The organism is Bilifractor sp. LCP19S3_H10, assembly GCF_052119185.1.
GTDB lineage: Bacteria > Bacillota > Clostridia > Lachnospirales > Lachnospiraceae > Bilifractor.
This window is the reverse complement of record NZ_JBQKFT010000013.1, coordinates 1-24,928: the sequence shown is the minus strand read 5'-3', so window position 1 is coordinate 24,928 and position 24,928 is coordinate 1. Positions and strand designations below refer to the sequence as shown.

21 protein-coding genes, 7 tRNA genes, 1 rRNA gene and 2 riboswitches are annotated in these 24,928 nt (G+C 49.4%); of the genes, 2 read left to right on the top strand and 27 right to left on the bottom strand.

Annotation, left to right across the window (positions count from 1 at the left end):
* Positions 1 to 42 precede the first annotated feature (42 nt).
* The 7 genes from hpf to ACTQZS_RS10600 form a co-directional block, all read right to left on the bottom strand.
* On the bottom strand, positions 43 to 570 hold the full coding sequence (hpf, locus tag ACTQZS_RS10630) for a ribosome hibernation-promoting factor, HPF/YfiA family (protein ID WP_441101303.1): 528 nt from the start codon (positions 568 to 570) through the stop codon (positions 43 to 45).
* A gap of 197 nt (positions 571 to 767) precedes the next feature.
* A complete protein-coding gene (gene rsmI, locus ACTQZS_RS10625; RefSeq protein WP_441475771.1) occupies positions 768 to 1,616 on the bottom strand; it encodes a 16S rRNA (cytidine(1402)-2'-O)-methyltransferase in 849 nt (282 codons plus the stop codon).
* 61 nt (positions 1,617 to 1,677) lie between these two features.
* Complete coding sequence (locus ACTQZS_RS10620; protein WP_441475770.1) at positions 1,678 to 2,418, bottom strand: tRNA1(Val) (adenine(37)-N6)-methyltransferase; 741 nt, start codon at positions 2,416 to 2,418, stop codon at positions 1,678 to 1,680.
* Complete coding sequence (gene ricT / locus ACTQZS_RS10615; RefSeq protein WP_441475769.1) at positions 2,419 to 3,822, bottom strand: regulatory iron-sulfur-containing complex subunit RicT; 1,404 nt, start codon at positions 3,820 to 3,822, stop codon at positions 2,419 to 2,421.
* A 60-nt stretch (positions 3,823 to 3,882) separates the two neighbouring features.
* Positions 3,883 to 4,872 (bottom strand): DNA polymerase III subunit delta', encoded by a 990-nt coding sequence (holB, locus tag ACTQZS_RS10610; RefSeq protein WP_441101324.1) that lies wholly within the window; start codon positions 4,870 to 4,872, stop codon positions 3,883 to 3,885.
* 428 nt (positions 4,873 to 5,300) lie between these two features.
* Positions 5,301 to 5,903, bottom strand: coding sequence for a guanylate kinase (locus ACTQZS_RS10605; RefSeq protein ID WP_441475768.1), 603 nt, complete (start codon positions 5,901 to 5,903; stop codon positions 5,301 to 5,303).
* Between the two features lie 288 nt (positions 5,904 to 6,191).
* Complete coding sequence (locus ACTQZS_RS10600) at positions 6,192 to 7,550, bottom strand: MATE family efflux transporter (RefSeq protein ID WP_441475767.1); 1,359 nt, start codon at positions 7,548 to 7,550, stop codon at positions 6,192 to 6,194.
* A gap of 159 nt (positions 7,551 to 7,709) precedes the next feature.
* A riboswitch (TPP riboswitch) is annotated at positions 7,710 to 7,817 on the top strand.
* Between the two features lie 171 nt (positions 7,818 to 7,988).
* Here ACTQZS_RS10600 and ACTQZS_RS10595 point away from each other — a divergent pair.
* Positions 7,989 to 8,291 carry a thiamine-binding protein gene (locus ACTQZS_RS10595; protein WP_441475766.1) on the top strand — a complete coding sequence of 101 codons (303 nt, stop codon included), beginning with the start codon at positions 7,989 to 7,991 and terminating at the stop codon, positions 8,289 to 8,291.
* 128 nt (positions 8,292 to 8,419) lie between these two features.
* Here the strand turns inward: ACTQZS_RS10595 and ACTQZS_RS10590 are convergent, their stop codons facing one another.
* The 10 genes from ACTQZS_RS10590 to ACTQZS_RS10545 form a co-directional block, all read right to left on the bottom strand.
* Positions 8,420 to 8,797, bottom strand: a complete 378-nt coding sequence (locus ACTQZS_RS10590) for a desulfoferrodoxin family protein (protein WP_441475765.1) — start codon at positions 8,795 to 8,797, stop codon at positions 8,420 to 8,422.
* A 148-nt stretch (positions 8,798 to 8,945) separates the two neighbouring features.
* The gene (locus ACTQZS_RS10585; protein WP_441475764.1) at positions 8,946 to 9,380 is read right to left on the bottom strand and encodes a DUF1284 domain-containing protein; all 435 of its coding nucleotides are present in this window, start codon (positions 9,378 to 9,380) and stop codon (positions 8,946 to 8,948) included.
* A gap of 139 nt (positions 9,381 to 9,519) precedes the next feature.
* Positions 9,520 to 10,125, bottom strand: coding sequence for a biotin transporter BioY (locus ACTQZS_RS10580; RefSeq protein WP_441475763.1), 606 nt, complete (start codon positions 10,123 to 10,125; stop codon positions 9,520 to 9,522).
* 175 nt (positions 10,126 to 10,300) lie between these two features.
* Positions 10,301 to 10,987, bottom strand: coding sequence for a response regulator transcription factor (locus ACTQZS_RS10575; RefSeq protein WP_441101315.1), 687 nt, complete (start codon positions 10,985 to 10,987; stop codon positions 10,301 to 10,303).
* Positions 10,980 to 12,479 carry an ATP-binding protein gene (locus ACTQZS_RS10570; protein ID WP_441475818.1) on the bottom strand — a complete coding sequence of 500 codons (1,500 nt, stop codon included), beginning with the start codon at positions 12,477 to 12,479 and terminating at the stop codon, positions 10,980 to 10,982. Before ACTQZS_RS10570 ends, ACTQZS_RS10575 begins: the two co-directional genes overlap by 8 nt.
* A 522-nt stretch (positions 12,480 to 13,001) precedes the next feature.
* Positions 13,002 to 14,183, bottom strand: a complete 1,182-nt coding sequence (gene metK / locus ACTQZS_RS10565) for a methionine adenosyltransferase (RefSeq protein ID WP_441475762.1) — start codon at positions 14,181 to 14,183, stop codon at positions 13,002 to 13,004.
* Between the two features lie 208 nt (positions 14,184 to 14,391).
* Positions 14,392 to 14,490: riboswitch (SAM riboswitch) on the bottom strand.
* A 214-nt stretch (positions 14,491 to 14,704) separates the two neighbouring features.
* Complete coding sequence (locus ACTQZS_RS10560; protein ID WP_441475761.1) at positions 14,705 to 15,997, bottom strand: UDP-N-acetylglucosamine 1-carboxyvinyltransferase; 1,293 nt, start codon at positions 15,995 to 15,997, stop codon at positions 14,705 to 14,707.
* A gap of 335 nt (positions 15,998 to 16,332) precedes the next feature.
* Complete coding sequence (locus ACTQZS_RS10555; protein ID WP_441475760.1) at positions 16,333 to 16,854, bottom strand: shikimate kinase; 522 nt, start codon at positions 16,852 to 16,854, stop codon at positions 16,333 to 16,335.
* 344 nt (positions 16,855 to 17,198) lie between these two features.
* A complete protein-coding gene (gene gdhA / locus ACTQZS_RS10550) occupies positions 17,199 to 18,533 on the bottom strand; it encodes an NADP-specific glutamate dehydrogenase (RefSeq protein WP_441475759.1) in 1,335 nt (444 codons plus the stop codon).
* Positions 18,534 to 19,041: 508 nt separating this feature from the next.
* Positions 19,042 to 20,703, bottom strand: a complete 1,662-nt coding sequence (locus ACTQZS_RS10545; RefSeq protein ID WP_441475758.1) for a putative manganese-dependent inorganic diphosphatase — start codon at positions 20,701 to 20,703, stop codon at positions 19,042 to 19,044.
* A 358-nt stretch (positions 20,704 to 21,061) separates the two neighbouring features.
* On the opposite strand from ACTQZS_RS10545, the gene ACTQZS_RS10540 reads away from it, so the two are divergent.
* Complete coding sequence (locus ACTQZS_RS10540; RefSeq protein ID WP_441475757.1) at positions 21,062 to 21,772, top strand: S1 RNA-binding domain-containing protein; 711 nt, start codon at positions 21,062 to 21,064, stop codon at positions 21,770 to 21,772.
* Between the two features lie 222 nt (positions 21,773 to 21,994).
* Here the strand turns inward: ACTQZS_RS10540 and ACTQZS_RS10535 are convergent, their stop codons facing one another.
* From ACTQZS_RS10535 to ACTQZS_RS10490, 10 genes are all read right to left on the bottom strand, one after another.
* Complete coding sequence (locus ACTQZS_RS10535) at positions 21,995 to 22,297, bottom strand: GIY-YIG nuclease family protein (RefSeq protein WP_441475756.1); 303 nt, start codon at positions 22,295 to 22,297, stop codon at positions 21,995 to 21,997.
* A 66-nt stretch (positions 22,298 to 22,363) separates the two neighbouring features.
* The gene (locus ACTQZS_RS10530; protein ID WP_441475755.1) at positions 22,364 to 23,479 is read right to left on the bottom strand and encodes a D-alanyl-D-alanine carboxypeptidase family protein; all 1,116 of its coding nucleotides are present in this window, start codon (positions 23,477 to 23,479) and stop codon (positions 22,364 to 22,366) included.
* Positions 23,480 to 23,996: 517 nt separating this feature from the next.
* Positions 23,997 to 24,069, bottom strand: a tRNA-Lys gene (locus ACTQZS_RS10525).
* Between the two features lie 10 nt (positions 24,070 to 24,079).
* A tRNA-Phe gene (locus ACTQZS_RS10520) sits at positions 24,080 to 24,152 on the bottom strand.
* A gap of 5 nt (positions 24,153 to 24,157) precedes the next feature.
* Positions 24,158 to 24,231, bottom strand: a tRNA-Met gene (locus tag ACTQZS_RS10515).
* A 35-nt stretch (positions 24,232 to 24,266) separates the two neighbouring features.
* Positions 24,267 to 24,339 (bottom strand) — tRNA-Thr (locus ACTQZS_RS10510).
* 43 nt (positions 24,340 to 24,382) lie between these two features.
* A tRNA-Tyr gene (locus tag ACTQZS_RS10505) sits at positions 24,383 to 24,464 on the bottom strand.
* 14 nt (positions 24,465 to 24,478) lie between these two features.
* A tRNA-Val gene (locus ACTQZS_RS10500) sits at positions 24,479 to 24,551 on the bottom strand.
* A gap of 12 nt (positions 24,552 to 24,563) precedes the next feature.
* A tRNA-Asp gene (locus ACTQZS_RS10495) sits at positions 24,564 to 24,637 on the bottom strand.
* Between the two features lie 77 nt (positions 24,638 to 24,714).
* Positions 24,715 to 24,928 (bottom strand): 23S ribosomal RNA (locus ACTQZS_RS10490); the annotation flags it as partial.

The following is a 24,928-nucleotide window of genomic DNA, read 5'->3' as shown; positions in this document are numbered from 1 at the left end:
CTGGCAGGTCTGCCGGAAACGGTGCGATCCGAAAATCTCAGATCAGTTTTCCGGTTCAATCAGACCATAAGTGTTTCCTTTTCTCTTATATACGACATTAACCTGATCCGTGTCCGCATTCATGAACACGAAGAAATTGTGTCCGAGAAGTTCCATCTGTACGCATGCGTCTTCCGGATACATCGGCTTGATATCAAACTTCTTCGTCCGGACAATACGGATCTCCTCATTCTCCATATAATCATTGTCGATGTATGTCTTCTGGAAATTAGAAGCAGCCTGTTTCTTGTCGATGATTTTCGTCTTATACTTGCGAAGCTGACGCTCGATCACCTCTTCTACAAGATCAATGGATACATACATATCGTTGCTGACCTGCTCGGAACGGATGATTTTGCCTTTGACAGGAATGGTAACCTCGATTTTCTGTCTTTCTTTTTCCACACTCAGTGTAACGATTACGTTTGTATCCGGTGTGAAATATCTCTCCAGCTTGCTCAGTTTTTCATTTACTGCAGCTCTGAGACCGTCGGTAATCTCTATATTCTTTCCACTGATCGTGATATTCATAAAAACATCTCCTTTCGAGGGGTACATACACCCTATTTTGATTAGAATATTATAACAACAGATCCGGCATTCGTAAAGTGCAGATAACCCCTGCATAAACAGTTGCGCGCAATTACGGGGGCTGTCCGGTCGGCCGGACACTGATACATCTGTGAACAGCTGCACGCAGTCACCATGAACCGGGCCGTGCCGGATCCTTATGTGTTCTTATTGAGATATGCGTAGATCTCCCGTTTGCCGCAGCCCCGGTCACGGGCTACCTGCTTCATGGCCTCTTTCCGGTCTGTCCCGCGGCCCAGATAATATGCCATGTGCTCTTCCACGGTCATTTTCTTCCAGAACTCCTGCTCTTCCTCTTTCCGCTCCCGGAAGCTCTTTCCCGCAATGACCAGAACGAACTCTCCTCTCGGCGCTTCCGTCTCAAAATGTTCCAGCGCCGCGTCAATTGTCGTCCGCTGTACATTTTCATGTTTTTTTGTGAGCTCCCTGCAAAGACTGATCCTCCGTTCTCCGCCGAGCACATCCCGAAGCTCCCCGAGCGTCCTCACCAGGCGGTGGGGCGCCTCGTAGAGAATGATCGTTCTCGTCTCTGCCTTCAGATCCTCCAGTACCGCTGCCCTCTCCTTTTTCTCCATGGGAAGAAATGCCTCGAAGGCGAACCGCCTCGTGGACAGTCCTGACATCGTCAGCGCCGTGATACAGGCGGCCGGCCCCGGAAGTGAAGTGACCTCTATCCCCGCCTCCACGGCCAACTCGACGAGAACCTCTCCCGGATCGGAGATGCCCGGTGTTCCCGCGTCCGTGATCAGGGCAATATTCGTTCCGGAAAGCATCTTGTCCACAAGCTGTCTGCCCTTGTCGTAGCGGTTGTTCTCGTGATAGGCAGTCATCGGGGTGTGGATATCAAAATGATTCAGCAGCTTGATGCTGTTTCTCGTATCCTCCGCGGCGATCAGATCCGCTTCCCTCAGCGCCCGGACAACCCGGAAGGTAATATCCTCCAGATTCCCGATCGGTGTTGCGCAAAGTGTAAGTCTGCCCGGCATTACAGCCTCCTTTCCGGCACTTTCGCCGTATCTCAATTGTTTTCCATGAACCGGCGCGGGATTATCTTCCGTCACCGTAAATCTCGCGAATCTCCCGGGTATATACGCCGGGCCTCTCATATACGATCAGAGGTTTTTCCACCCGGATCCGGGGATTTCCGTTCTTGCACGCTTCAAGAAGAACCATGTTCGGTTCCTTGTCCGCAAAAGGATACACCAGACGCATCCGCTTCGGCTCCAGCCGGTACTCCTTCAGGGTACACATAATCTCCGCCAGGCGGAAGGGCCGGTGAATCAGGTAAAAACGTCCTCTGTCCGTGAGAATCCGGGACGTCTGCTCCGCAACGTCCCGGAAGCTGCACAAAATCTCATGTCTCGCGATGGCCACCGCCGGGTCGGGGTTCGTCAGTCCGTGCCTGCCGATCATATAGGGCGGATTGCTGACCGCTACGTCAAAGGAAGCCGCACCGAATATGGATACGGCTTCCCGGATGTCTCCCTGTACAATTGATATTCTGTCGTTCAGATGATTAAGGGCCACACTTCTTCTGGCCATATCCGCACTTTCCTTCTGAATCTCCAGCCCCGTAAAGCTTCGCCCGGGTGTCTTGGCAGCCAGAAGGATCGGCAGAATTCCCGTCCCCGTTCCGAGATCCAGCACCTTCTCTCCCGGTTTTACCTTTGCGTAACCGGACAGCAGCACCGCATCGATTCCGTAGCGGAAGCTCTTCTGCCCCTGGATGATAAAAAATCCATTCTGGAGATCATCCAGATGCTCTCCTTGTTTCAGTTCTGGGGACATTTACGACTCCTTGTTTTCTTCCGGCATCTCTCTTCTGCTTCGATCCGGGCGTCTGCGGTCCCGTCTTCTGGTCCGCTCCGGATTCTGTGATTCGGAATCTCTTCCGTCCTCCGGAGAGCGTTTTTCTCCCCGCGCGCGAAAGCCTTCGCTCTCGCGGCTCACCGTTCCTTCCGGATCCATCCCATTTCTTCTGTCACGGTTTCCCCGTCTTCCACGACGGTTGCGCCGGCTTCTTCTCTCAGGGTTCTCATCCTGACGTTCCTCAGCGCCATCAGCCTCCGGAGCCGGTCTGCCTCCCCTTTCGGAGTTCAGCCTCTCACCCGCAGCCGTCCTCTGGCGCCGTTCCTGCTCTCTTCCCCCGGATGATTCTCTGGATTCTCTCCTGCCTCCATCTCTTCCGGTCTGCTCCCGGCGGCTCTCTCTACGGTCTCTTGCCTCCTTCTTACCGGACAAACCAGTATCTCCCGGTGCGGGTTTCTCTGATTCTCCCTGCGCGCTGCCTTCTCCGGAAGAAGCAGCCCGACCCGGCCGCTCCTTACCTCCGCGCTCCGCGCGAGGGTTGTTTGCTCCGGATTTTCCTCCTTTTTTCCGCTTCTGGATCAGCGTTATTTCCTCTGCCGCATAATCTGCGACCTCTTTGTCATCGCCTTCCTCGATCAATACCCTGACCTTCTGACGGAGAACATTCAGAGACTGAACCTCTCCTTCCCGTCCGTCCGGCGTCTGAACCACATCGCCGACACCCGGAAGCTTCCGGTTCAGGTATTCGTAAGTTTCCTCTTCATTCTTGAGGCAGCACATCAGCCGCCCGCAGACTCCGGAAATCTTCGCCGGATTCAGAGAGAGATTCTGCTCTTTTGCCATTCTGATCGAAACCGGTGCAAAATCGGACAGATACGTACTGCAGCAAAGCGGTCTTCCGCAGGTCCCGATTCCGCCGAGCATCTTTGTCTCATCGCGGACACCGATCTGACGAAGCTCAATTCTTGTCCGGAACACTGAGGCGAGATCCTTCACCAGCTCCCGAAAATCCACTCTTCCGTCCGCCGTAAAATAAAACAGCATCTTCTTGTTGTCGAAGGTGTATTCCGCCTGCACCAGCTTCATATCCAGGTTGTGATCCCTGATCTTCTGTCTGCAGATCCGATAGGCTTCCTTTTCCTTGCGCTGATTCTCCTTCTCATGCTCAATGTCCGCATCTCCGGCCACGCGAATCACCGGCCGAAGCGGCTGCACCACCTGACTGTCCTCAACCTCCCGCGGCGCCAGGACAACTCTTCCGCACTCCACGCCCCTGGCGGTCTCAACGATGGCGTAATCCCCTTTCTTAAACTCCATGTCCTTCGGATCGAAATAGTAGACCTTTCCCCCATTCCGAAACCGGATTCCAATAATTTTTACCATTTTCTGCTTACTCCTATCAATCCCGTTCCCGGGACCTGTATTTCACATCATCTCCGCCGGTCAGCACTCCCGTATTGTAAGAAACAGGAGTTCCAGCGTCAGATCGGGATTTACATTCGCCCGGAATCTGCCCGCTGCCGTCTGTATCGCTTCCAGAATCTTCTGCAGTCCCTCATATGAGCTGGTGCTTGCCCGCTCCCGGATCGCGTTGATCTCACCCTTCAGCACAAGACCATCCACTTCCCGTGTCGCCTTGAACATCAGGACATCATGGAACCAAATCGTGAAGATGTCAAAATAATCGTAGATTTTCTGCTTATCTCCGGCCATCTCCCGCACGGCGTCAATCATCTCACTGACCTCCATCTTCTGGGAGTTCTTCAGAAGATATACGGCATTCTCCACCATCTCCATAAATTCAGAGGACTCTGCGATCCGTTTTGCCTTGCCGATATTTCCCTGGGCAAAGGATGCCATGATATCCGCCTGATAGTCGGGCACATGGAGCTGCTGCATCAGATAATCCTTCATCTCTTCCTCGGTAACCGGCTTCAGATTTAATGTCACGCATCTGGATCGTATCGTCGGAAGCAGAATCTCCGGATTGTCCGCCAGAAGCATGATGACGGCATATTCCGGCGGTTCCTCGATCGTTTTCAGAAGCGCGTTCTGCGCCTGCGGCGTCATCTTTCCCGCTTCCTCCACGATATATATCTTATACCTGCTCTCATAGGGACGGATCTGCACATCCTCCACCAGCTGCTCCCGGATCTCGTCGATTCCTACAGAGTTCGGCTTTTCATGCGTCACATAGATGATATCCGGATGATTTCCGCCAAGAGCCTTACGGCAGGAGGCACATTTTCCGCAGGGTTCCGTTCCATGCTCCTCGCACTGAAGCGTCATGGCGAACAGTGTCGCTATGAGCCGCTTTCCAGATCCCTTCTCCCCGCCGATAATATACGCATGAGAGATTTTTCCCGTCCGGACTGCATTCTGAATATGTGACACTACATCTTTATGTCCAACAATCCCCGCAAATCCCTTCATTTCGTCAGGTTCACGCATGATTAATCCCTCCTTGAGCTTGATATTCTGCGAACTTCTGATTTTCGTGCCGCTTACGCGTCACTTCGTGCTCATACCTGCTGCCTTAGAAACCGCATCCGGTCTCTTACGCACGCTTCGCGCGTGACCGTCCGAGATCGAAATGCCACCATCCTCAATTTGTTTTGGTCTCTTACGCACGCTTCGCGCGTGACGATCCTGGCTGCGTTTTCGAAGAGCTGTTCAGTCTATGATACCATAATTCCTGTCGCCTGGGTACCCTCCGCCTGTTCATCTTCTGCTGCTGTCCATCCTTACTGTGCGCATGACTGACAAGGCCGATCGTTTACAGGACCCTTATCTGAACATGATGACTGGCAGCGTTTTTTCTTCCTGCGCATGATTGTCGGCATTCTTCTTCTGTCAGGGCATCATGACCGGCGCTGTTTTATCGAAAGGATAAAGCCTGCGATTTCATCGATGCATTCCTGGATCATTCCGTTGTTTTCAAACCGCCTGGTGATGCCGGCCCGCGCTGTTTTTTCCCCGGAAAAGTCCTTCTGATCCGCCAGAAAGCGCCTGCACATCTCTTCGTACTGGGGCTGCTTCTGCTTCCGTTCTCTCCGCAGTGCCCTCTCCAGACGGATTCCATCGTCTACTTCAATATAGACCGGCACCATGACTTTTCTTCCGTAATACCGCACCATCTGCTCATAGGATTCCAGCGTACCGATTCCGAGATAATCGCTCTTCTTCAGATCAATCTGCCCCTCATCCGCCGTAAAATAATACCACGGTCCGCTGACCGTCTGATAACAACGTTCCTCAATGATCCGCCCGGCTTTTCTCAATTCCGCCAGATGCCTCTCGTCTGAAAAATAATATTCTCTGCCGTTCTCTTCCCCCTGCCGCATCGGCCTTGTGGTATACAGCACGATCGGCTTCAGATTCAGCTCCGACCGGGCAAGCAGTGCAGTGTATATGTGATCCTTCCCGCTTGCGCTCTTTCCCATAATGTAAAAAATTGTACCCATATTCACTCTCCACCGGTCACCGATACACCCGGTACCTCACACGGCTTCGTCCTGTATCATGACCTCATCCCGAGCTGCGGCTTCAGCCCACACAGCGGCCTTTCTCCTGCGTCACAACATCTGGTCCATGCCGCGCATTTTCCCTGCGTCACAACATCTGGTCCGCACCGCGCATTTTCCCTGCGTCACAACATCTGGTCCACGCCGCACATTTCTCCTGCGTCACAACATCTGATCCAAGCCGCACATTTCTCCTGCGTTACGACATCTGATCCGCGCCGCGGCTCCTTACTCTGTCTCCGCTCTCTCGTTTGTCGGCCTCTTTCCCATCCGGCGAAGACGCCGGATCAGGAACGGAAGCTCAAACATACTCATCGCGATCCATCCGAGAAGATACGACCATGGAATCGAGATGAATCCCCAGTGCCACACGAACACCATCGGTATTTCCGATGCGACCCGGACTCCCATGTTGATCAGACTGGAATATAACGTGACCTTCAGATCCCCCGTTCCCCGAAAATATCCCTGAAGTCCGTTTGTGAACGCGGGAACCGGATACATGACCGCGATGAGCCGCATATAGCGCTGCCCCTCCGCGATGACCTCAGGGTCCGAAGTGAACAGCCTGGTCAGCGGTCCCGCCGCCAAAAACACCACAGCACCGATCACCACGCCATAAACGAGCTCGCAATACATTCCGGCACGATATGTCCGCTTCACCCTCGGCGCATTCCCCGCTCCGACATTCTGCGCCATCACCGAGGTCATGGCGTGCGCGATATTCTGCTGGGGAATTGTCGCGAAATCATCCACCCGGTTCGTTGCGTTAAAAGCCGCCGTCGCGTTTACCCCGAGCGTATTTACGATGGTCTGGGTTCCGATCTTTCCCATCTGAACCGTGCTCTGCTGGAGCGCACTCACAAAACCGAACGCAAGGGTTTTCTTCAGCATCGACCAGTCAAAGATCAGCCATTTTTTTCCGAGCCGAAGCTCCGGAACCTTCCTCTGAATATAGAAATAACAGAGAACCGCACTGAGGGCCTCACAGATCACCGTACTGATTGCGGCGCCCTCCACTCCCATATGAAGTAACGCGATAAAAAAGAGATCTCCCAGAATATTCAGTACCGCGCTTCCACCGAGAAAAATCAGCGGAGAGACGCTGTCACCCATCGCGCGCAGCATACTGGCCAGATAATTATAGATAAAGCTGAAGAACATGCCGAACAGTATGATCCTCAGATAGAAGACTCCCTCCGGAAGAATGACCGCCTCCACCTGCAGCGCCATCAGAAGCGGCTTCGCTGCCACAAACATCACAGCCGCGACTGCCACGGAGAAAACGCACCCCGAGATCATTCCCGTACTTACCTGTCTCCGCAGCTCCTCCTTCTTTCCCGCTCCATACAGCGTACTCACCAGTATTCCCGCCCCGAGGCAGATCCCGTTTGTGAAAAGCAGAACCAGCGTAACCAGAGGATTTGTCGTACCCACTGCCGCGAGCGCTGTTTTTCCGACAAACCGCCCCACAATCATGCTGTCTGCCGCATTATAGGTAAGCTGAAGAAGCGTTCCCAGAACCAGGGGAATTGTAAACAGTATCAGGGTCTTTAGAATCGGCCCTTTCGTCATATCCTTCGTCATATCCCAAACCCGCTTTCAAACTCATACCTGCACATTATACCACCGAAGCCACCGGATTCCATTTTAAATCTGCGGCAAGAAGACAAAATCACCATTTAACGACTTTCCTGTCTTTAACCACACAGGATTGACACTGAAAAATAAAGTGACTAAAATATAAAAATACAGCAGGGGAGTCCGCCGGAAAGGACTGAGATACAGATGTTGTCTGTGACCCTTATACCTGATCTGGATCATGCCAGCGTAGGAAGCGTAAAGAGAATCACCGGATTTTTCCGTAGAAAACCCGCTCTTCATCCTTGATACAGCAGTGCCTGATTCATTCCGGCGCTGCTGCATTTTTATGCCGACAGACGCAGATATCCACCTGCGGCGGACGATTTCCTTGTTGGCTGTTGAATACGAAGATGTTGAAAAGGGAAAAGGAGGAAAAAAGAAATGAAGGCAAGTGTAGCCATTCAGACATTACCAGATGTGGACAACGATGAAGAGCTGATCCGGATTGTAGATGAGGTTATCGCCTACATCAAGAGCACCGGCCTCAGCTATTATGTGGGGCCTTTCGAGACCGCCATCGAAGGAGACAGCTACGACCAGCTGATGGACGTGGTAAAGGAATGCCAGCATGTCGCAATCCGCGCCGGTGCACCGTCTGTCTCCGCATACATCAAGGTGGTATACAACCCGGAGCAGGAGATTCTGAGTATCGACAAAAAAGTTTCAAAACATCATACTGCATAAGTCCGGTCGCATAGTTCCATACCCATGCGGACTTATACAGAATCACCGCACACATAGTGTATGTAAGAGTCCGGATACAAAAAAGAGCGGCATCGCCGCTCCTTTTTTGTGCCGTACTGTCACTGTGATCAGATCTCCGCTTTCCAGAGTCCGTGCAGATTACAGTATTCATATGCCGCGACTGGTTCCTCTCCATCCGCGAGCGCAAAGACCGCTTCCGGCTTATCTCCCGGTTTCAGATCTCTCTTCTGGAATCCGTTCTTTGTCTCCAGAATGATCCACTGGATATAATGCTCCTCCAGCATCGGATGTGCCACACTTCCAACCTTGACCGTAACCGTTCCGTTCTCAACACTGACAACCGGCACATGCTTCTCTGTCGCCGCGTCCGTTGTGTTCGGTGTAAGCTCCTTCATTGTCTCGCCGCAGCACTTCGGCGTGCAAGCCGTCTTCTCTGTCAGAAAAGTAATAAAGTTTCCGCATCCATCACATCTGTAAAATAACATTTCTGTGCCTCCTTTTCATCTGCAGCTCTGGCATGTGGATCAATACAGCTCCTGGCATGTCTGTAACATAGCCCTTTATCTCATGATACACGAATATTAAGTCATACTCAAGCATATTTTCTGTAAAATAAAAGGAGCAGTACGCATTTTACAGATCTGTCTCTGTCCGGATGCCAAGGATTCTGTCCCGGCACAGGCTGACCGGATACCAGCTGCAGGTTCCACATATGGAATGCAGTTTTTCCCGAGTCATATGATCATCAATGTCCCGTATCAGCTTCTGATAATTGTAGGTCTCTCCCTCCTTCAGACCGAACAATTCCAGAACCTTCCGGTCAAAGGCAAGCACCTTGTCATCGCTCACGCAATGCTCAGGATCCCTGAGATTCGGACAGGCGGCACAGATATCATCCGGATGAAGGGTGATCTCAACACAAAAGCTCTCTTCCCGGCGCATGCGTGTCACATAATCCGTCATCCCTCTGACAAAATTTTCATCATAGCCTTTTCCCTCATAACCCTGCGTACACAGCAGATGATGGGGACGTAGTCTCATATCCGCCTTCCGGCCGTCTGTCTCCATAGCACCGATGCTCCTTCCAAAATGAAATGAGGTAAACGCGTTCGCTCGTGATTCACATTTTGTATTCCGAAAATGACACAAAACACGGTAACACCCGATTCACATTATGTATTTTTATTCTACTGACAAGTTAATGAATTCAGACAGCAGCTGTGCGTCTGACCTCCAGAACATGCGCCTTCTCCAAAGAATGCTTCAGAACCGGACCGAGAATCAGCACCAGAACCGCCTTCAGGATTGATGTCGGAATGAAGGGTATCACGCATGCCGTGAGCGCCGTAGCCAGATTTGACTGAGCGACTGCCATAAACCAGACAGAACCCACTGCATAGTTTACAACATAGCCGACCAGAACGCCGATCAGAAGGCTCACGCTGGAAATAACCTTTCTGCCCCGCGCGCCCGCCGACACGGAAAGGCGGACGCCGATTTCATCTCCAAGACCGGTAAACAGCGCAATCAGCGGGAAGGAAACAAGGAATCCACCCGTCATTCCCATGATCGCCCCGATTCCGCCTGTCCATCCTGCGAACACCGGAACACCGATTGCACCAATCAGTATATAGATAACCGTTGACCAGAATCCCTTCTTCGATCCGAGAACTGCGCCAGCCAGCGCGATGATCAACGTCTGCAGCGTCATCGGAACGCCGCCCGGAAGCGGAATACTGAACTGTCCCACGATACTGATGATCGCCGCAAAAACAGCGATCATACAAAGATCCTTTACTGTGTTCTTCTTCATTGATTTTTCTCCTCCTGTTTTTAAACAGTTTTGAGTATAAATTCAACGAAGAACATTGTCAACCTGTTTTATTTTTTAGGGTGACAATAATCACCCGGCGCAAATCGGTCCGGATTATCTGCACGCCTTTGCTCTTAATCCGATACACGCGCATACATAGGTCCCTGTGACCGGCTTATATTTTAAAACGGTAGCCGACACCCCATATCGTCTCAATATACTGCGGTTTTGCTGTATTGAATTCGATTTTTTCCCGGATCTTCTTGATGTGCACCGTTACTGTCGCAATATCTCCGACGGAATCCATGTTCCAGATCTCACGGAACAGTTCTTCCTTTGTAAACACATGATTCGGGTTCTCCGCCAGAAAAGTCAGAAGGTCAAATTCCTTGTTGGTAAATGTCTTTTCTTCCCCGTTCACCCAGACTCTTCTGGCCGTCTTGTCGATCCGGATCCCGCGTATCTCGATAATGTCATTCTTAGGCTGACTGCTCACCAGGCGGTCATACCGCGCCATGTGCGCTTTGACCCGCGCCACCATCTCGCTCGGAGAAAACGGCTTCGTCATATAATCGTCTGCGCCAAGTCCGAGACCATGGATCTTGTCAATGTCATCTTTTTTTGCCGACACGATGATGATCGGCGCGTTCTTTTTCTCACGAATCTTTCTGCAGATTTCAAATCCGTCTACAACAGGAAGCATAAGGTCAAGAATGTACAGATCATAATCGGTCTCCAGCGCCCTCTTCAGCCCCTTGTCTCCCTCATTCTCAATATCAACCTCGAAGCCGGAGAGCTCCAGATAATCCTTCTCCAGTTCTGCTATGGATTCTTCATCTTCAATGATTAGAATTTTACTCATGTCTTCCCTCCTGATATTTACGAAGCACGAAGTAAATCACCGTTCCTTCGCCCTCCCTGCTCGTTGCCCAAACCTTTCCCTCGTGATCTTCGATGATCTTCTTGACAATGGAAAGTCCGATTCCGCTGCCTCCTCTGGCTCTTCTTGCCTGATCGCTGCGGTAGAACCGGTCAAAAATTCTCGGTATATCCTTCTGATTGATTCCTCTCCCGTTATCTTCGATCTCCACCTGTATAAAGTCACCGACGTCGCGCAGGCGGATGCTGATGATTCCGGGATCCTTGTCCATATATTTCACGGAATTGCCTACGATGTTGTTGATTACGCGGCGGAGCTGTTCCGGATCTGCTATGATCACGGCATCATCGACCAGATCATTGCTGTAATTCAGCCGGATATTCTGCTGTTCCAGCTCCATGCTCAGTTCCTCACGGCAGTCCTCAAAATAGGAGGACGCATGGATTTTCTGAAAATTATACGGAATCCGGTTCGTGTCGATTTTGGAGTACATGGTCAGCTCGTCGATCAGCCTCGTAATCTCAATGGTTTTATTGTAAATCGTGCGGATATACCGCTGCTGCTTCTCCGGCGTGGCTGCCACGCCGTCGATCAGTCCTTCCGTGTAACCCTTGATCGCGGTCACCGGTGTCTTCAGATCATGTGAAATATTGCTGATCAGTTCACGATTCTGCGCGTCAAAACGGATTTTCTCCTCGGCAGATTCCTTCAGCCGTACTCTCATCTCCTCGAAATCATCGCAGAGATCATCCATCTCCTTGATTCCGCTCTTCTGCGTCACAAAATTCAGATTGCCGTCACGGATATTCTGCGCAGCCTTTTTGAGCTGATTGATGGGGATGATGACCCCCCGATAGATCCAGATACCCATCGCAATGCTCGTAAAGCTCAGAATCACGATAATCAGCAGTATCGTCTCCGTCATTGCCCCTTTGATCTCCGGCGCCAGCTGGTTCAGCATGCTGATCAGAAAAATACTTCCTCTTGAGCCGTCGGAAAATCGGAAGCTGATCTGCTTGAGCATTGCCTGGTTCCGAACCTGTATATAGGAATTTTCTCCATTCTCCTCATTTCCGGATATCCCGTCGGCCGATGACGGAAGCTGCGACAGCAGCTCCGCGTTCGAAAGATCCGTGCTGCCGTTATAATATATGGCGTTTCCCTTCCGCACCACAATGAATGCTCCATTTCCGCTGAGCGTTTCATTCAGCTCCTTCAGATACTTCTTATCTTCCATCCTGTCCGGATCGTTCTCAAGCGTGTGCTGCACCGAGGAAAGCGTCTCGTCGAGAGTCTTCGAAATCAGCAGCGCATTGTTATACAGGCTCTCCATTCCCGGGTTGTCAATCCCATACTGTCTGCCCAGCTGCCTTACTTTATAATTCATCAGCACATAGAACACTGCGCTGCAGAGCAGAACCGGTATCAGAATTACCAGAATAAAAGCAATTCCGATCCGCGTCCGGAGATCCATGGCTGTTTTTTCTTTCTTTCGCTTCAAAATCAATGTTCTCTGTTCCTTTTTCCGCTATTATGTTTTTTTCCGATGCATCTGCACCGCTCCTGGTGCCGCAGCCTCTTTTTTTCCTTACCTCAGCTGCGCCCGCACCTCTTCCAAAACCGCAGCCTCTTTTCCCTTTGCCTCACTTCGCCCGCAGCACTTACGACTCCGCAACTTGCGCAACACTACACCACTCTTCGTTCAGTATATCACACTCACGATCTGCGAGTTTTGAAATCTTTTTGAACGAGATAAAACACGCTGCGCGAGTTTTATCTCGCTATCGCGGCGCTCGCCGCACACGAATACTTCGCATTCGGCTGCGGCTCACTGTTCGCGTAAAAAAATGGTTCTTCTCCCGGTCTGTTAAGACCAGGAGAAGAACCATTCCTGTATTCCATGACGCAATCGCGATATTCCCCGAATGCGTTCTTCTGCATATTCTGACGCCCGATCAGGGCACGTCCCCCTTCTGCCGCGTCAATCCACAGCCGATTAAAGGCTTGCCTTGATCGCTTCTACCTTGTCGAGATGCTCCCACGGAAGATCCACGTCGGTACGTCCGAAGTGTCCGTAAGCAGCTGTCGCCTTGTAGATCGGACGGCGAAGATCAAGCATCTTGATGATTCCGGCCGGACGAAGGTCGAAATTCTTGCGGATGATCTCTACAAGCTTTTCATCGGATACTTTACCGGTTCCGAAGGTGTCGACCATGATTGAGGTCGGCTCTGCGACACCGATCGCGTAAGAGAGCTGAATCTCACATCTGTCTGCAAGTCCTGCCGCAACGATGTTCTTTGCGACGTATCTGGCCGCATAAGCTGCGGAACGGTCAACCTTTGTGCAGTCCTTACCGGAGAATGCGCCGCCGCCGTGACGAGCATATCCGCCATAGGTGTCTACAATGATCTTCCGGCCTGTCAGACCTGCGTCACCGTGAGGTCCTCCGATGACGAAGCGGCCGGTAGGATTGATATAGATCTTGGTCTTGTCATCTACCATTGCCGGGTCCAGAACCTCATCGAATACATATTTCTTGATATCCGCGTGAATCTGCTCCTGGCTTACGTCATCATCATGCTGTGTAGAAAGAACGACTGCCTCAAGTCTCACCGGCTTTCCGCTCTCATCATACTCTACGGACACCTGTGTCTTGCCGTCCGGACGAAGATACTTCAGCGTTCCATTCTTGCGAACCTCTGTAAGCTTCAGTGCCAGCTTGTGTGCCAGAGCAATCGGATACGGCATAAGTTCCGGAGTCTCATTGCAGGCATATCCGAACATCATACCCTGATCGCCGGCACCTGTGTCCAGATCATCTTCCTGTGCGCCGCCCTTTGCTTCCAGGGATTTGTCAACGCCCATCGCAATATCGGCAGACTGCTGATCCAGCGCAACCATAACCGCGCAGGTATTTCCATCAAAACCGGTCTTTGCATCATTGTATCCGATCTCATTCACTGTCTTACGGACGATGGCAGGAATATCAAGCTTGGCTTTTGTAGTGATCTCACCGGTTACAAGAACAAATCCGGTACATGCAGCCGTCTCACAGGCCACACGGCTCATCGGATCCTGTGCCATGCAGGCATCAAGGATCGCGTCACTTACAGCATCGCAGACCTTGTCCGGATGACCTTCGGTAACAGACTCGGATGTAAATAATCTCTTCTCCATTTTGTCTCTCCTTCTGTTTCAGGACTGACGTCCTGACCAATATGTAATGACCTCCGGCAGATGCCGGTCATCGTATGAACTGCCTTGCCTCTTCGACTTTCAGCAAGTCTTTGCTTATTCCCTGTTTGCAGCTGATCGCTTCTGCTCCCGGATTGCCGGGAACAAAAAAGCGGCCCAACAAGTACTGAATTGGATCCGCCGACCAATTCCCTTATTGTTCGAGTATCTCGCTCAGGTTGGCACCTTCCGTCTCCGGGGTTGCCGTGGTTTCACAGATCCTATGTATCTCCGCCACTCTGAATAAGAGAAAGCAATATGCAGTTTTCACAACTTCGTGCTATACGATAACGCTTTTGATATAGCCCGTCAAGCCGATTGCCTGAAAAATACCACGTATTTAGACACCGAAAATAAATTGTCCAACCAGTCTCCGCTCAAACGGGCATTCTGTTATTCAGTAAACGCCCATACGATACATCGTGCCACACACTGATTTCACATCTGTCAGAAAAGATTATTTTTTATCCGACTCTGAGACGGAACTTTTGAATCTCCCGCTCATCAGACACTCGTTCTATTTCCGCTCCGACATTTCTGAGCTTTGCGTCGAAATCCTCATATCCTCTCAGGATATAGACAATATCATCGACAACGGTGATGCCTTCCGCTGCCATTCCTGCGATGACAAGAGCTGCTCCGGCGCGCAGATCAGGAGCGCTTACTCTTGCTCCGGTGAGGCCCTCCACGCCGTCGATGATTGCTGTGTTGCCCTCCACCTTAATGGAAGCGCCCATACGTGCCAACTCATCGGCATACTTGAAGCGATTTTCGAAAATACTCTCTGTCACAATACTGGTACCATTTGCGAGACAAAGGGTGACGCTGATCTGTGGCTGCATGTCGGTCGGAAATCCCGGATACGGAAGCGTCTTCACATGCGTCTTGCCCAGACGATGCTTTGCGGAGATGCGAACCGCATCATCAAATTCCGTTACATCACAGCCGATTTCCTGCAATTTCGCTGTTATCGCCTCCAGATGCTTCGGGATAACATTCTTGATCAGAAGATCCCCTCTGGTGGCCGCTGCAGCCATCATGTATGTGCCGGCCTCAATCATATCCGGAACAATCGCGTAATTTGTGCTGTGGAGCGACTCCACACCGCGAATACGAATCACATCGGTACCGGCGCCCTTGATATTCGCACCCATGCTGTTCAGGAAGTTGGCTGTGTCAACCACGTGGGGCTCCCTCGCCGCGTTCTCGATGATGGTGTTGCCTCTGGCAAGAGCCGCTGCCATCATGATATTGATGGTGGCTCCGACAGAAACCATATCCATGAAAATATGCGCGCCGTGAAGATTCTCTGCCTTCGCAACGATAACACCATGACGGATCTCCACGCTGGCACCCAACGCACGGAATCCCTTCAGATGCTGATCGATCGGGCGGCTTCCGATATTGCAGCCTCCCGGAAGCGGAACCTCCGCATGCTTGTACTTCCCGAGAAGCGCTCCCAGAAGATAATACGACGCTCTGATCTTCTTGATATATTCATAATCCACACTGACAGAACCAATGGTATTCCCGCAGATTCTCACAGAGTGGCGGTCAAGGCGGTCAACGGTCGCGCCAATAACGGAAATTGCGTCAAGCAGTACATTAATATCACTTACGTCCGGCATATTCTCAATGGTAACCGGATCATCTGTCATTATTGCAGCTGTAAGTATAGCAAGCGCAGCATTTTTGGCTCCTCCAATCTCTACTTCTCCGACAAGAGGATTGCCTCCCTTGATTACATACTTATCCATTCTCCACCTCGATATTTCCGACTGTCATATCTCCCCTGACCGCCGTACTTATTCTATGTATACAATATGCAACGGTACAAAAACCGATCCTTACATTTTATCATCCAAAGCGATACAAACCTGAATATGACGACTGCTGAAATCACTGTTTGTGATGATTACTGTATTCGATGACTACTGTAATCGCTGTTAATGATGATTAGATATTCGATGACTACTGTAATTACCGTATGACACGATTTCTTTACCTGATATTTCCACAGTATCTGCCTGCACTCATACAAAAACGATAATTGCAGGCACAAGCGCATTTACGTCACCATATTAACCTACTTTTAATCTTTTGTAAAGCAACCCTGTTCCTTCAACGCGTTCTTAACCAGAACCAGCGTACCTTCAATATCTTTTCCGGACTCATCAACAATGATGTCCGCATATTTTTCATAAAGAACACTTCTCTCCTTATAGAGATCCCTCAATGTCTGTCCATCTCTGAGGACAACCCCGCGGTTGTGGAGATTTCCCAGACGGCGTGTAAGAGGGCGATAGGGAAGCTTCAGATAAAGAACCGTACCGATTTCTCTGAGATGATTCATTGCCTCCTCACTGTAAACGACACTTCCACCTGTGGCGATCACCGACCGCTCTGCCTGAAGTCCGGCATTTACCTCACTCTCAATCCGAAGAAACCCGTCAACTCCATCCTGTTCCAGAATGTCCTTTAGCAGACGCTTTTCCCTTTTCTGAATCAGAAGGTCCGTATCCAGAAACTGATATCCGAGCTCCTTCGCCAGAATTACTCCCAGTGTACTCTTGCCTGCTCCAGGCATTCCAATCAGCACAATATTATTTTTCATGACAACTCCATTTCCCCGGGAAACCGAAACAAGGATGCCGGATAATCAACTTGCGAACAGCCAGATCATCTGAGCTAAATCAGAATAGAGAGATTGTACCCGTTAACCCGTCCGTTTGCAAGTTATTTCTGTTTGCAGGATATTTCTGTTGTCTGTGCATCCTTTGCGTGTGACGATCCTGTCTGCGTTTTCGAAGAGCTTATACCTGTTGTCGCCGCAATGTTCTTGCCCACTGGTGAGCAAGCTCCCCGTAGGCCAGGAACATTGCGACTGGACTTATACAGTAAGCGGGACCGGATTTCTCCGGTCCCGCTTACTGTTCCTATTTGTTGCTCTGTTGCTGATCAGACAATGCCCTGAGACATCATTGCGTCTGCAACCTTCTTGAAGCCTGCGATGTTGGCACCTGCAGCATAATCTCCTGCCTTGCCGTATTCCTTCGCTGCTGCGTCAATGTTATGTACGATATTGATCATAATCTGTTTGAGCTTTGCGTCAACCTCCTCGAAAGTCCAGGACAGACGCTCACTGTTCTGAGACATTTCAAGTGCAGATGTAGCAACGCCACCGGCATTTGCAGCCTTTGCCGGTCCGAAGATAACGCCGTGCTCCTTGAGGTAATTTGTCGCATCCAGAGTGGTAGGCATGTTTGCACCCTCGCATACAGCAGTTACTCCGTTAGCAACCAGTGTCTTTGCATCGTCAAGGTTCAGCTCGTTCTGTGTCGCACACGGGAATGCAAAATCTGCCTTGATTGTCCACACTCCACGTCCCTCATGATACTCACTGTTCGGACGATACTTCTTGTACTCTGTCAGACGTGCTCTGTTGACTTCCTTGATCTCCTTCAGAGCCTTTACATCAATGCCATCCGGATCATAAACCCATCCGGTAGAATCTGAACAGGTAAGAACCTTCATGCCAAGCTCCTGTGCCTTCTGAATTGCGTAGATCGCAACATTACCTGCACCGGATACAACAGCTGTCTTGCCTGCGACATCAATGCCGTTAATCTTCATCAGTTCCTGTGTGAAGTAAATCAGACCATAACCGGTAGCTTCTGTTCTTGCGAGAGAACCGCCGTAGCTCAGTCCCTTACCGGTAAGTACTCCTTCATACAGACCTGTGATTCTCTTGTACTGGCCATAGAGGAATCCGATCTCACGTCCGCCGACACCAATATCACCGGCCGGTACATCGGTATCTTTTCCGATATGACGATACAGCTCTGTCATGAAGCTCTGGCAGAATGCCATAACCTCTCTGTCTGATTTGCCCTTCGGATCAAAATCGGAACCGCCCTTGCCTCCGCCGATCGGAAGACCTGTAAGGCTGTTCTTGAAGATCTGCTCAAAACCAAGGAATTTGATGATTCCGAAATATACAGAAGGATGGAAACGAAGACCTCCCTTGTACGGTCCGATCGCGCTGTTGAACTGTACACGATATCCTGTATTGACCTGAACCTGTCCCTTGTCGTCAACCCACGGCACACGGAAACGGATCTGACGCTCCGGCTCTGTCAGTCTCTCAAGAAGAGCAACTTTTCTGTACTCTTCCTCATGTTTGTCGATGACAGGACGTACCGTCTCCAGGAATTCTTTTACTGCCTGATGGAACTCTGGCTCTGCCGGGTTCTTGGCAACAACTTTTGCATAGACGTCGTCTACATAAGACATGGTTGTGTTCCTCCTTAAAATTTGTACACTTTCATAAAAAAATAACAACAAACGGCCCTGCGGGCCCTTGTCTGTGTTCTGTGTTGGATTATAGCATGTAGTTATATATCATGCAAGAATAAAATCATGTTTATTCAATTTACGTTATATATTGTCCGTAATATACTTATTATTTAGTATATAATGCAAGTTTTATTTTACAAAATTCACTTTCTCATGACATAAGTTGAAGGAAATACACAATCTGTCCGAATGTCATGGATTATCATCCATATCACTATCCGAACCTATGCTATTAATTATCACCCATCTCGCTGTCTCAACGGAGGCTATTAATTATCACCCATCTCACTGTCTCAACGGAGGCCACAAATCCTCGTGCCTCTCTCTTCCAGAGAAAAACTGCGGATTGCAGGTGCCCTGCACTTGCAATCCGCAGCTCATAACGTTTTCATATCTCTGAGAGAAGCATTGTTACCGGATTCTTGATTTTCATAAAACGAACACATTATTGATTTTCCTGAAGCGCACGCATAAAGGACGGAATCAGCTGTTTTTTCCTGGAAATGACTCCGGGAAGCACACAGCTTTCCTCCTGAATTTCCTTGCCCGGAAACGCCTCGGCAATAAGCTCTCTTGCTCCGTCACCGAAGTACAGAAGCTCCGTACATTCATCAATGATATTGGTCAGCATAAAGAACACCATCTCGATCTCATGCTTCCCACATTCCTGCTGCATATGCGGATACAGCTTATTTTTGATGAACTCCAGTTCCTCCCTGGACATCGAACTGATCTGGCCGACACCAAAGGTTTTGTTCTCAATATTGAATTTCTTGAAATCCTGATAAAAAATCTCCTCCGCTGTCTTATCCTCGAGGTTACTGCCTGCGCGGAACATATCGGACGCGTACTGCTCAATGTCGCTGATACCGGCAATTCTGGCAAGATCCATTGCAACATTTTTGTCCAGCGGGGTACAGGTAGGAGACCGAAACAGCAGCGTGTCCGAAATGATCGCCGACATCAGGAGCCCCGCAATCTTGGCTGGAATCTCGAGGTTCTTCTCCCGATAGATTTTGTACATAATTGTGGCTGTGCACCCGACAGGCTCCATCCGGAAAAGAATCGGAGCCATTGTCTCCAGCGAACCAAGGCGATGATGATCAATAATCTCCAGAATATCCGCCTCATCGACATTGAGAACAGCCTGCGATTTTTCATTGTGGTCTACCAGGATGAGTTTCTTACCCGTTCTTCCGATCAGGTTTCTTCTCGATATTGTGCCGACATATTTTTCCTTCGCGTCAAGAATCGGATAGTCGCGGTGACGGCTGTTCTTCATAACTTCCTGTATGTCATCGATTTTATCTGCCATATGGAACAGAATCAGATTTTCGCGCATCATAAGATGCTTGATCGGAATTGCCTGATTGATCAGCCTCGCAATCGTGTAGGTATCATGGGGACTGCTGATGATCACACACCCGGATTCCTCTGCAAGTTTCAGGATTGATTTACCTACGGGTGCCCCGAGTCCCACCACAATGCAGCTTGCTCCAAGGTCAAGACAGCACAGCTGATCCTCCGCCCGGTTTCCGACGATGACCAGGTCATTCTCATGGATATAATTTCCCATCATATCCGGATGAAACGCACCGATTACGACCTGACCCTTGTTAAAATATCCGTTTCCATCACCCACAAGGATTGATCCGTCAAGTGTCTCGGCGATCGAGCTGTATCGGGTATTTGCCTGCGCAAGAACGGTGCTGTCGTACACATCCATATAGGATTTTGCAATATCTGTTACTGTAATAAGGCCCTCAAGATCCTTTTTCTTCGTGGTGATCGGAAGTGTGACGATGTTCTGTTCCTTCATGGATGCCCATGCCTTCTTGACCGAAATATCTCCGGACACTCCGGGCACCTTATGAATCTCTATTTCTTCTACCTGTGTGCCAGCATCCGGAAGATAACCGGGCAGTTCAACACCAAAATGCCGAAGTACAAATTCCGTTTCCTCATTGACCTGACCCGCACGCATCGCGTAATATGTGTTGCTGTCATCCGAACGGTTTTTGATGTCTGCATATGCAATAGCAGAACAGATGGAATCCGTATCTGGATTTCTGTGCCCTACAATATACACTTCATTCTTTTTTGTCATAATATGCTGCCTCTTGTCTCTTTTCGAAAAGTTCATATCTGATCTGTATCTGATCTATATCTGATCTATATCTATATCAATATCTGATCCGCACGGGAAGCGTTCTGATTTACCTACGGAGAGTTCCCGTCTCTGCAAACGGCCATTCGTCGTCCTGCAATCAAGCAATATCATGCGACATATCTTCTAAATAACTATACCATTGATTCAATTTACGGTAAAGTTTTAACTTTCAGCAACTGCAATTCTATGTTATACTGGAAAAAGAATTTGCCTGAATTCGTAGATTTTCTCAGAATCTGACGGCAGTAAATTCTACAATAATTCAATAATAATTTAAATATGAGGTGATTGTATTATGGCAGATGAGAACATGACCATGGAAGATTTTTCCAAAGCAGTCGACGACTCCTTCACATCTTTTAAAGATGAGGGAGAAGCGAACTGGGAAAAATTAAAAGAGTATCAGACAGAGAAAACTCCCCTTACCGTCACGGTCGACGGCGTAGTCAATAAAGGTGTTATCTCAAATGTTGAAGGTGTCCGCGGATTTATTCCGGCATCACGCCTTGCACTCGGACATGTAGATGATCTGAATGCTTATCTGGGCAAGGAAATTCAGGTCATTGTCCGCGAAATCGATGAACAGAAGGGACGTCTGATCCTTTCAGCCGTTGAGCCGCTTCGCGCAAAACAGAACGAGGAAAGAAAGGCACGTATCAACGCAATTGAGGTTGGAACCGTGATGGATGGAAAGGTTGAGAATATTCAGTCCTATGGCGCGTTCATCGATCTCGGAGATGGTCTCTCCGGTCTCGTCCATATTTCACAGATTTCCCGCAAGAGAATCAAATCCGTAGAGGATGTTCTTCAGCCGGGTCAGGAAGTAAAGGTTAAGGTTATCGCCGTTAAGGACGGTAAGCTCAGTCTCTCCATGAAGGCACTGGAGGAAGGCGGAGACGAGAAGGATGACAGCAGAGAAGCTGCGCCGAAGGATTACAAACTTCCGAAGTCAGAGAATATTTCCACAAACCTTGGATCTCTTCTGAAGGGAATCAAACTGAACTGATATCGGATTCTTCCGGCAGTTCCGGCAGACATGACCGCTTTGCAGCGGATGTGCTGCCCGATGTGTGCCGGGAGCCCCGGTCTTAATGGTCTTTTCATCTGAATGTATTCCATCAAAAAACAGCCACAATATGTGGCTGTTTTTTGATGTGGCTGTTTTTTGATGGAGCTGTTTTTTGATGGAGCTGTTTTAAATAGAACTGTTTTTGATGTGTGTGAATTCTCATGTGACATGAAATTCATAAATTAAATTTATCTTGCTTACCGGAAAGTTCTCTACCAGTTCTTCCTTTTCCATTTTTGAGAGCTGCTTCAATTCCACCTCTCTGCGCATGGCTTCCGTCCTGGTCTCAAAGGTTTCATAATACACCAGCTCCACAGGAAGATGACTGTGTGTATATCTTCCGCCCTTTCCCGACTTATGTGTTTTTACCCGTTTCTTCAAATCATTCGTCCATCCGGTATACAGTGACCCATCCGCACACCGAAGCATGTATGTAAAACATGATTTATCAACATTTTTCATATGTTATCCACAAATTTGTCCACTTATCAACAATTTATCATTAGAACTGCCCGCTTCACGGCGACTTTATGCAGGAAGCTGGCTGTATACCGTAACAGCATCTGTAATATGAGGTGTTGCGTTCGCGTCTCCCGCAGCCCCGGCAGTAACCAATATATATTCTACCCCGTTTGCATCCTTCGCAAGGCTCGCAAGACAATGACCGGCTTCGTCTGTGTAACCGGTCTTTCCTCCGATAATTGTTGTCCCATTGTCCAGTGTAGACGAAGGAAGATTGATAAAAGTCGTGCTGCTAAGCGCGATTCCCGCGCTATGAACAGACGTTGCCTTTGTCGTGTAGATATGTGTAGAAAAAATAGTCTTGAAAGTATCATTCTTCACTGCATATTCCAGTAACTTCGCCATATCCTGGCAGGTGGAGTAATGATTTTCATCCTGAAGACCGGTTGCATTCGCAAAATTCGTTGCTGTCATACCGATCTCCTGTGCCTTCTGGTTCATCAGTGCAACAAAGTCAGCCTCTGACCCTGATACATAATTACAGACCGCATAGCAGGCATCCGCACCGGATGGAAGCATGATTCCATACAGGATATCCAGAAGCGGTACGGTCTCTCCTGCCTCAAACCCCGCCGTCGCAGCTCCCTGCGCATATGCAGTATTAAATTCGGTTCCATCAAACGTGTAAGTGGCACTGAGATCATCTATATTTTCAATAGCCACGAGTACGGTCATTATCTTGGTCATTGATGCCGGGTAGATCCTTGCCGTGCTGTTTTGATCGATCACAGGTGCGTTATCCTCTACACGAATCATATAAGCATCCGGGCTAGAAAGAGCGCTTGTATCGATGGAAGGAACCGGCCCAAGATCCTTTGTCGAATTGTCGGCTGAAGAATCCGAAGAAACGGAGCTGACATCTTCAACGGAAGAACTGGTTTCCGTTTTCTCTCCGACATATGTCATTGACAGACTCGCTACCGCTTCACTGTCAATCTGGTTCTTCTCCGCATCAATTCTTCCCTTCAGCAGAACCACAAGAATCAGTACAATTATGATTGCCAGAATGATCACGATTGACGAAATGATCATCAGGATCTTTCGTTTCAACGCCCTCTCTCTTGCCTTACGGGCTTTTCTGTCTTCTTTGTACTCATCCTGATCTCTCTCTTCCAGTCTCATAAATCCCCTCTTATTTATCTATCCTCTTCTATCTGTTTCGTCAATTGATTTATACAGTATGCCGCCGTACGATACATCAAGCCAGACACTGTATATGTCAACGCGTCACTTCGCTGCTTCGCAGCTTCCGTGCCGCTAACAGGTGACCGACTTCGTCGGTCTGTCGCGGCGTTCGCCCCACCGCTTCACACTTTGTGTGAGCGGATGTGGCTCACTGCTCGCGCATATGAGCATTCCCGCGTCGCTTTGCACCGCTCCATGCTCATACCTGTTGTCGTCGCTAATGTTCTTGCCCACTGGTGAGCAAGCTCCCCATGGACCAAGAACATTGCGACTGGACCTATACAGTATATCCTGTGCGTTATCAAAAATCAACCAAAGGAAATATCAGCGAATGCCGCTTACATAAAACAAAAACGCATCCAGTCTCCCTCATGTGATCAGCATGAGAATCCTGTCTGCGTTTCCGAATAACTCTATTCCTTGTCACTTATGAGTTGCAATTATTAGAAGTGTATGAAGCATCGGGGACTCGAACCCCGGACAACTTGATTAAAAGTCAAGTGCTCTACCACCTGAGCTAATGCTCCGAAAAAAAAGTGCCTAGTTCCGGAATCGAACCAGAGACACGAGGATTTTCAGTCCTCTGCTCTACCAACTGAGCTAACTAGGCACAAATTGCGGGAGAAGGATTTGAACCTCCGACCTTCGGGTTATGAGCCCGACGAGCTTCCTGACTGCTCCATCCCGCGATAATATAAAATTGATTGGTTGAAAAAATAACCGAAGCCGATGATCGGACTCGAACCGATAACCTGCTGATTACAAATCAGCTGCTCTGCCAATTGAGCCACATCGGCCTGTTCTTCTGGCTTCTGAATCTCCAGTATATATTAACTGAACTGGGTGGTGGTGGATTCGAACCACCGAAGCAATCTGCAGCAGATTTACAGTCTGTCCCCTTTGGCCACTCGGGAAACCACCCATATTTTTTATAACTGGGGCGTACAGGGCTCGAACCTGTGACCCTCTGCTTGTAAGGCAGATGCTCTCCCAGCTGAGCTAACACCCCATATTATAAAAGCGACCCGGATCGGGATCGAACCGACGACCTCCGCCGTGACAGGGCGGCGCTCTAACCAGCTGAGCCACCGGGCCACAAAGATATGATAACACATACCTTCAAAACTGAACACACAAATTTTCCTTTTTTTATCCAAATTCAACTTATGCCTTAGGTCAAACCCTCGACCGATTAGTAACAGTCAGCTCCATGCCTTACGGCACTTCCACCTCTGCCCTATCAACCTTATCGTCTTTAAGGGGTCTTACTTCTTTCGAATGGGAGTTCTCATCTTAAGGGGGGCTTCACGCTTAGATGCCTTCAGCGTTTATCCCTTCCAGACTTGGCTACCCGGCCATAGACCTGGCGGTCTAACCGGTACACCA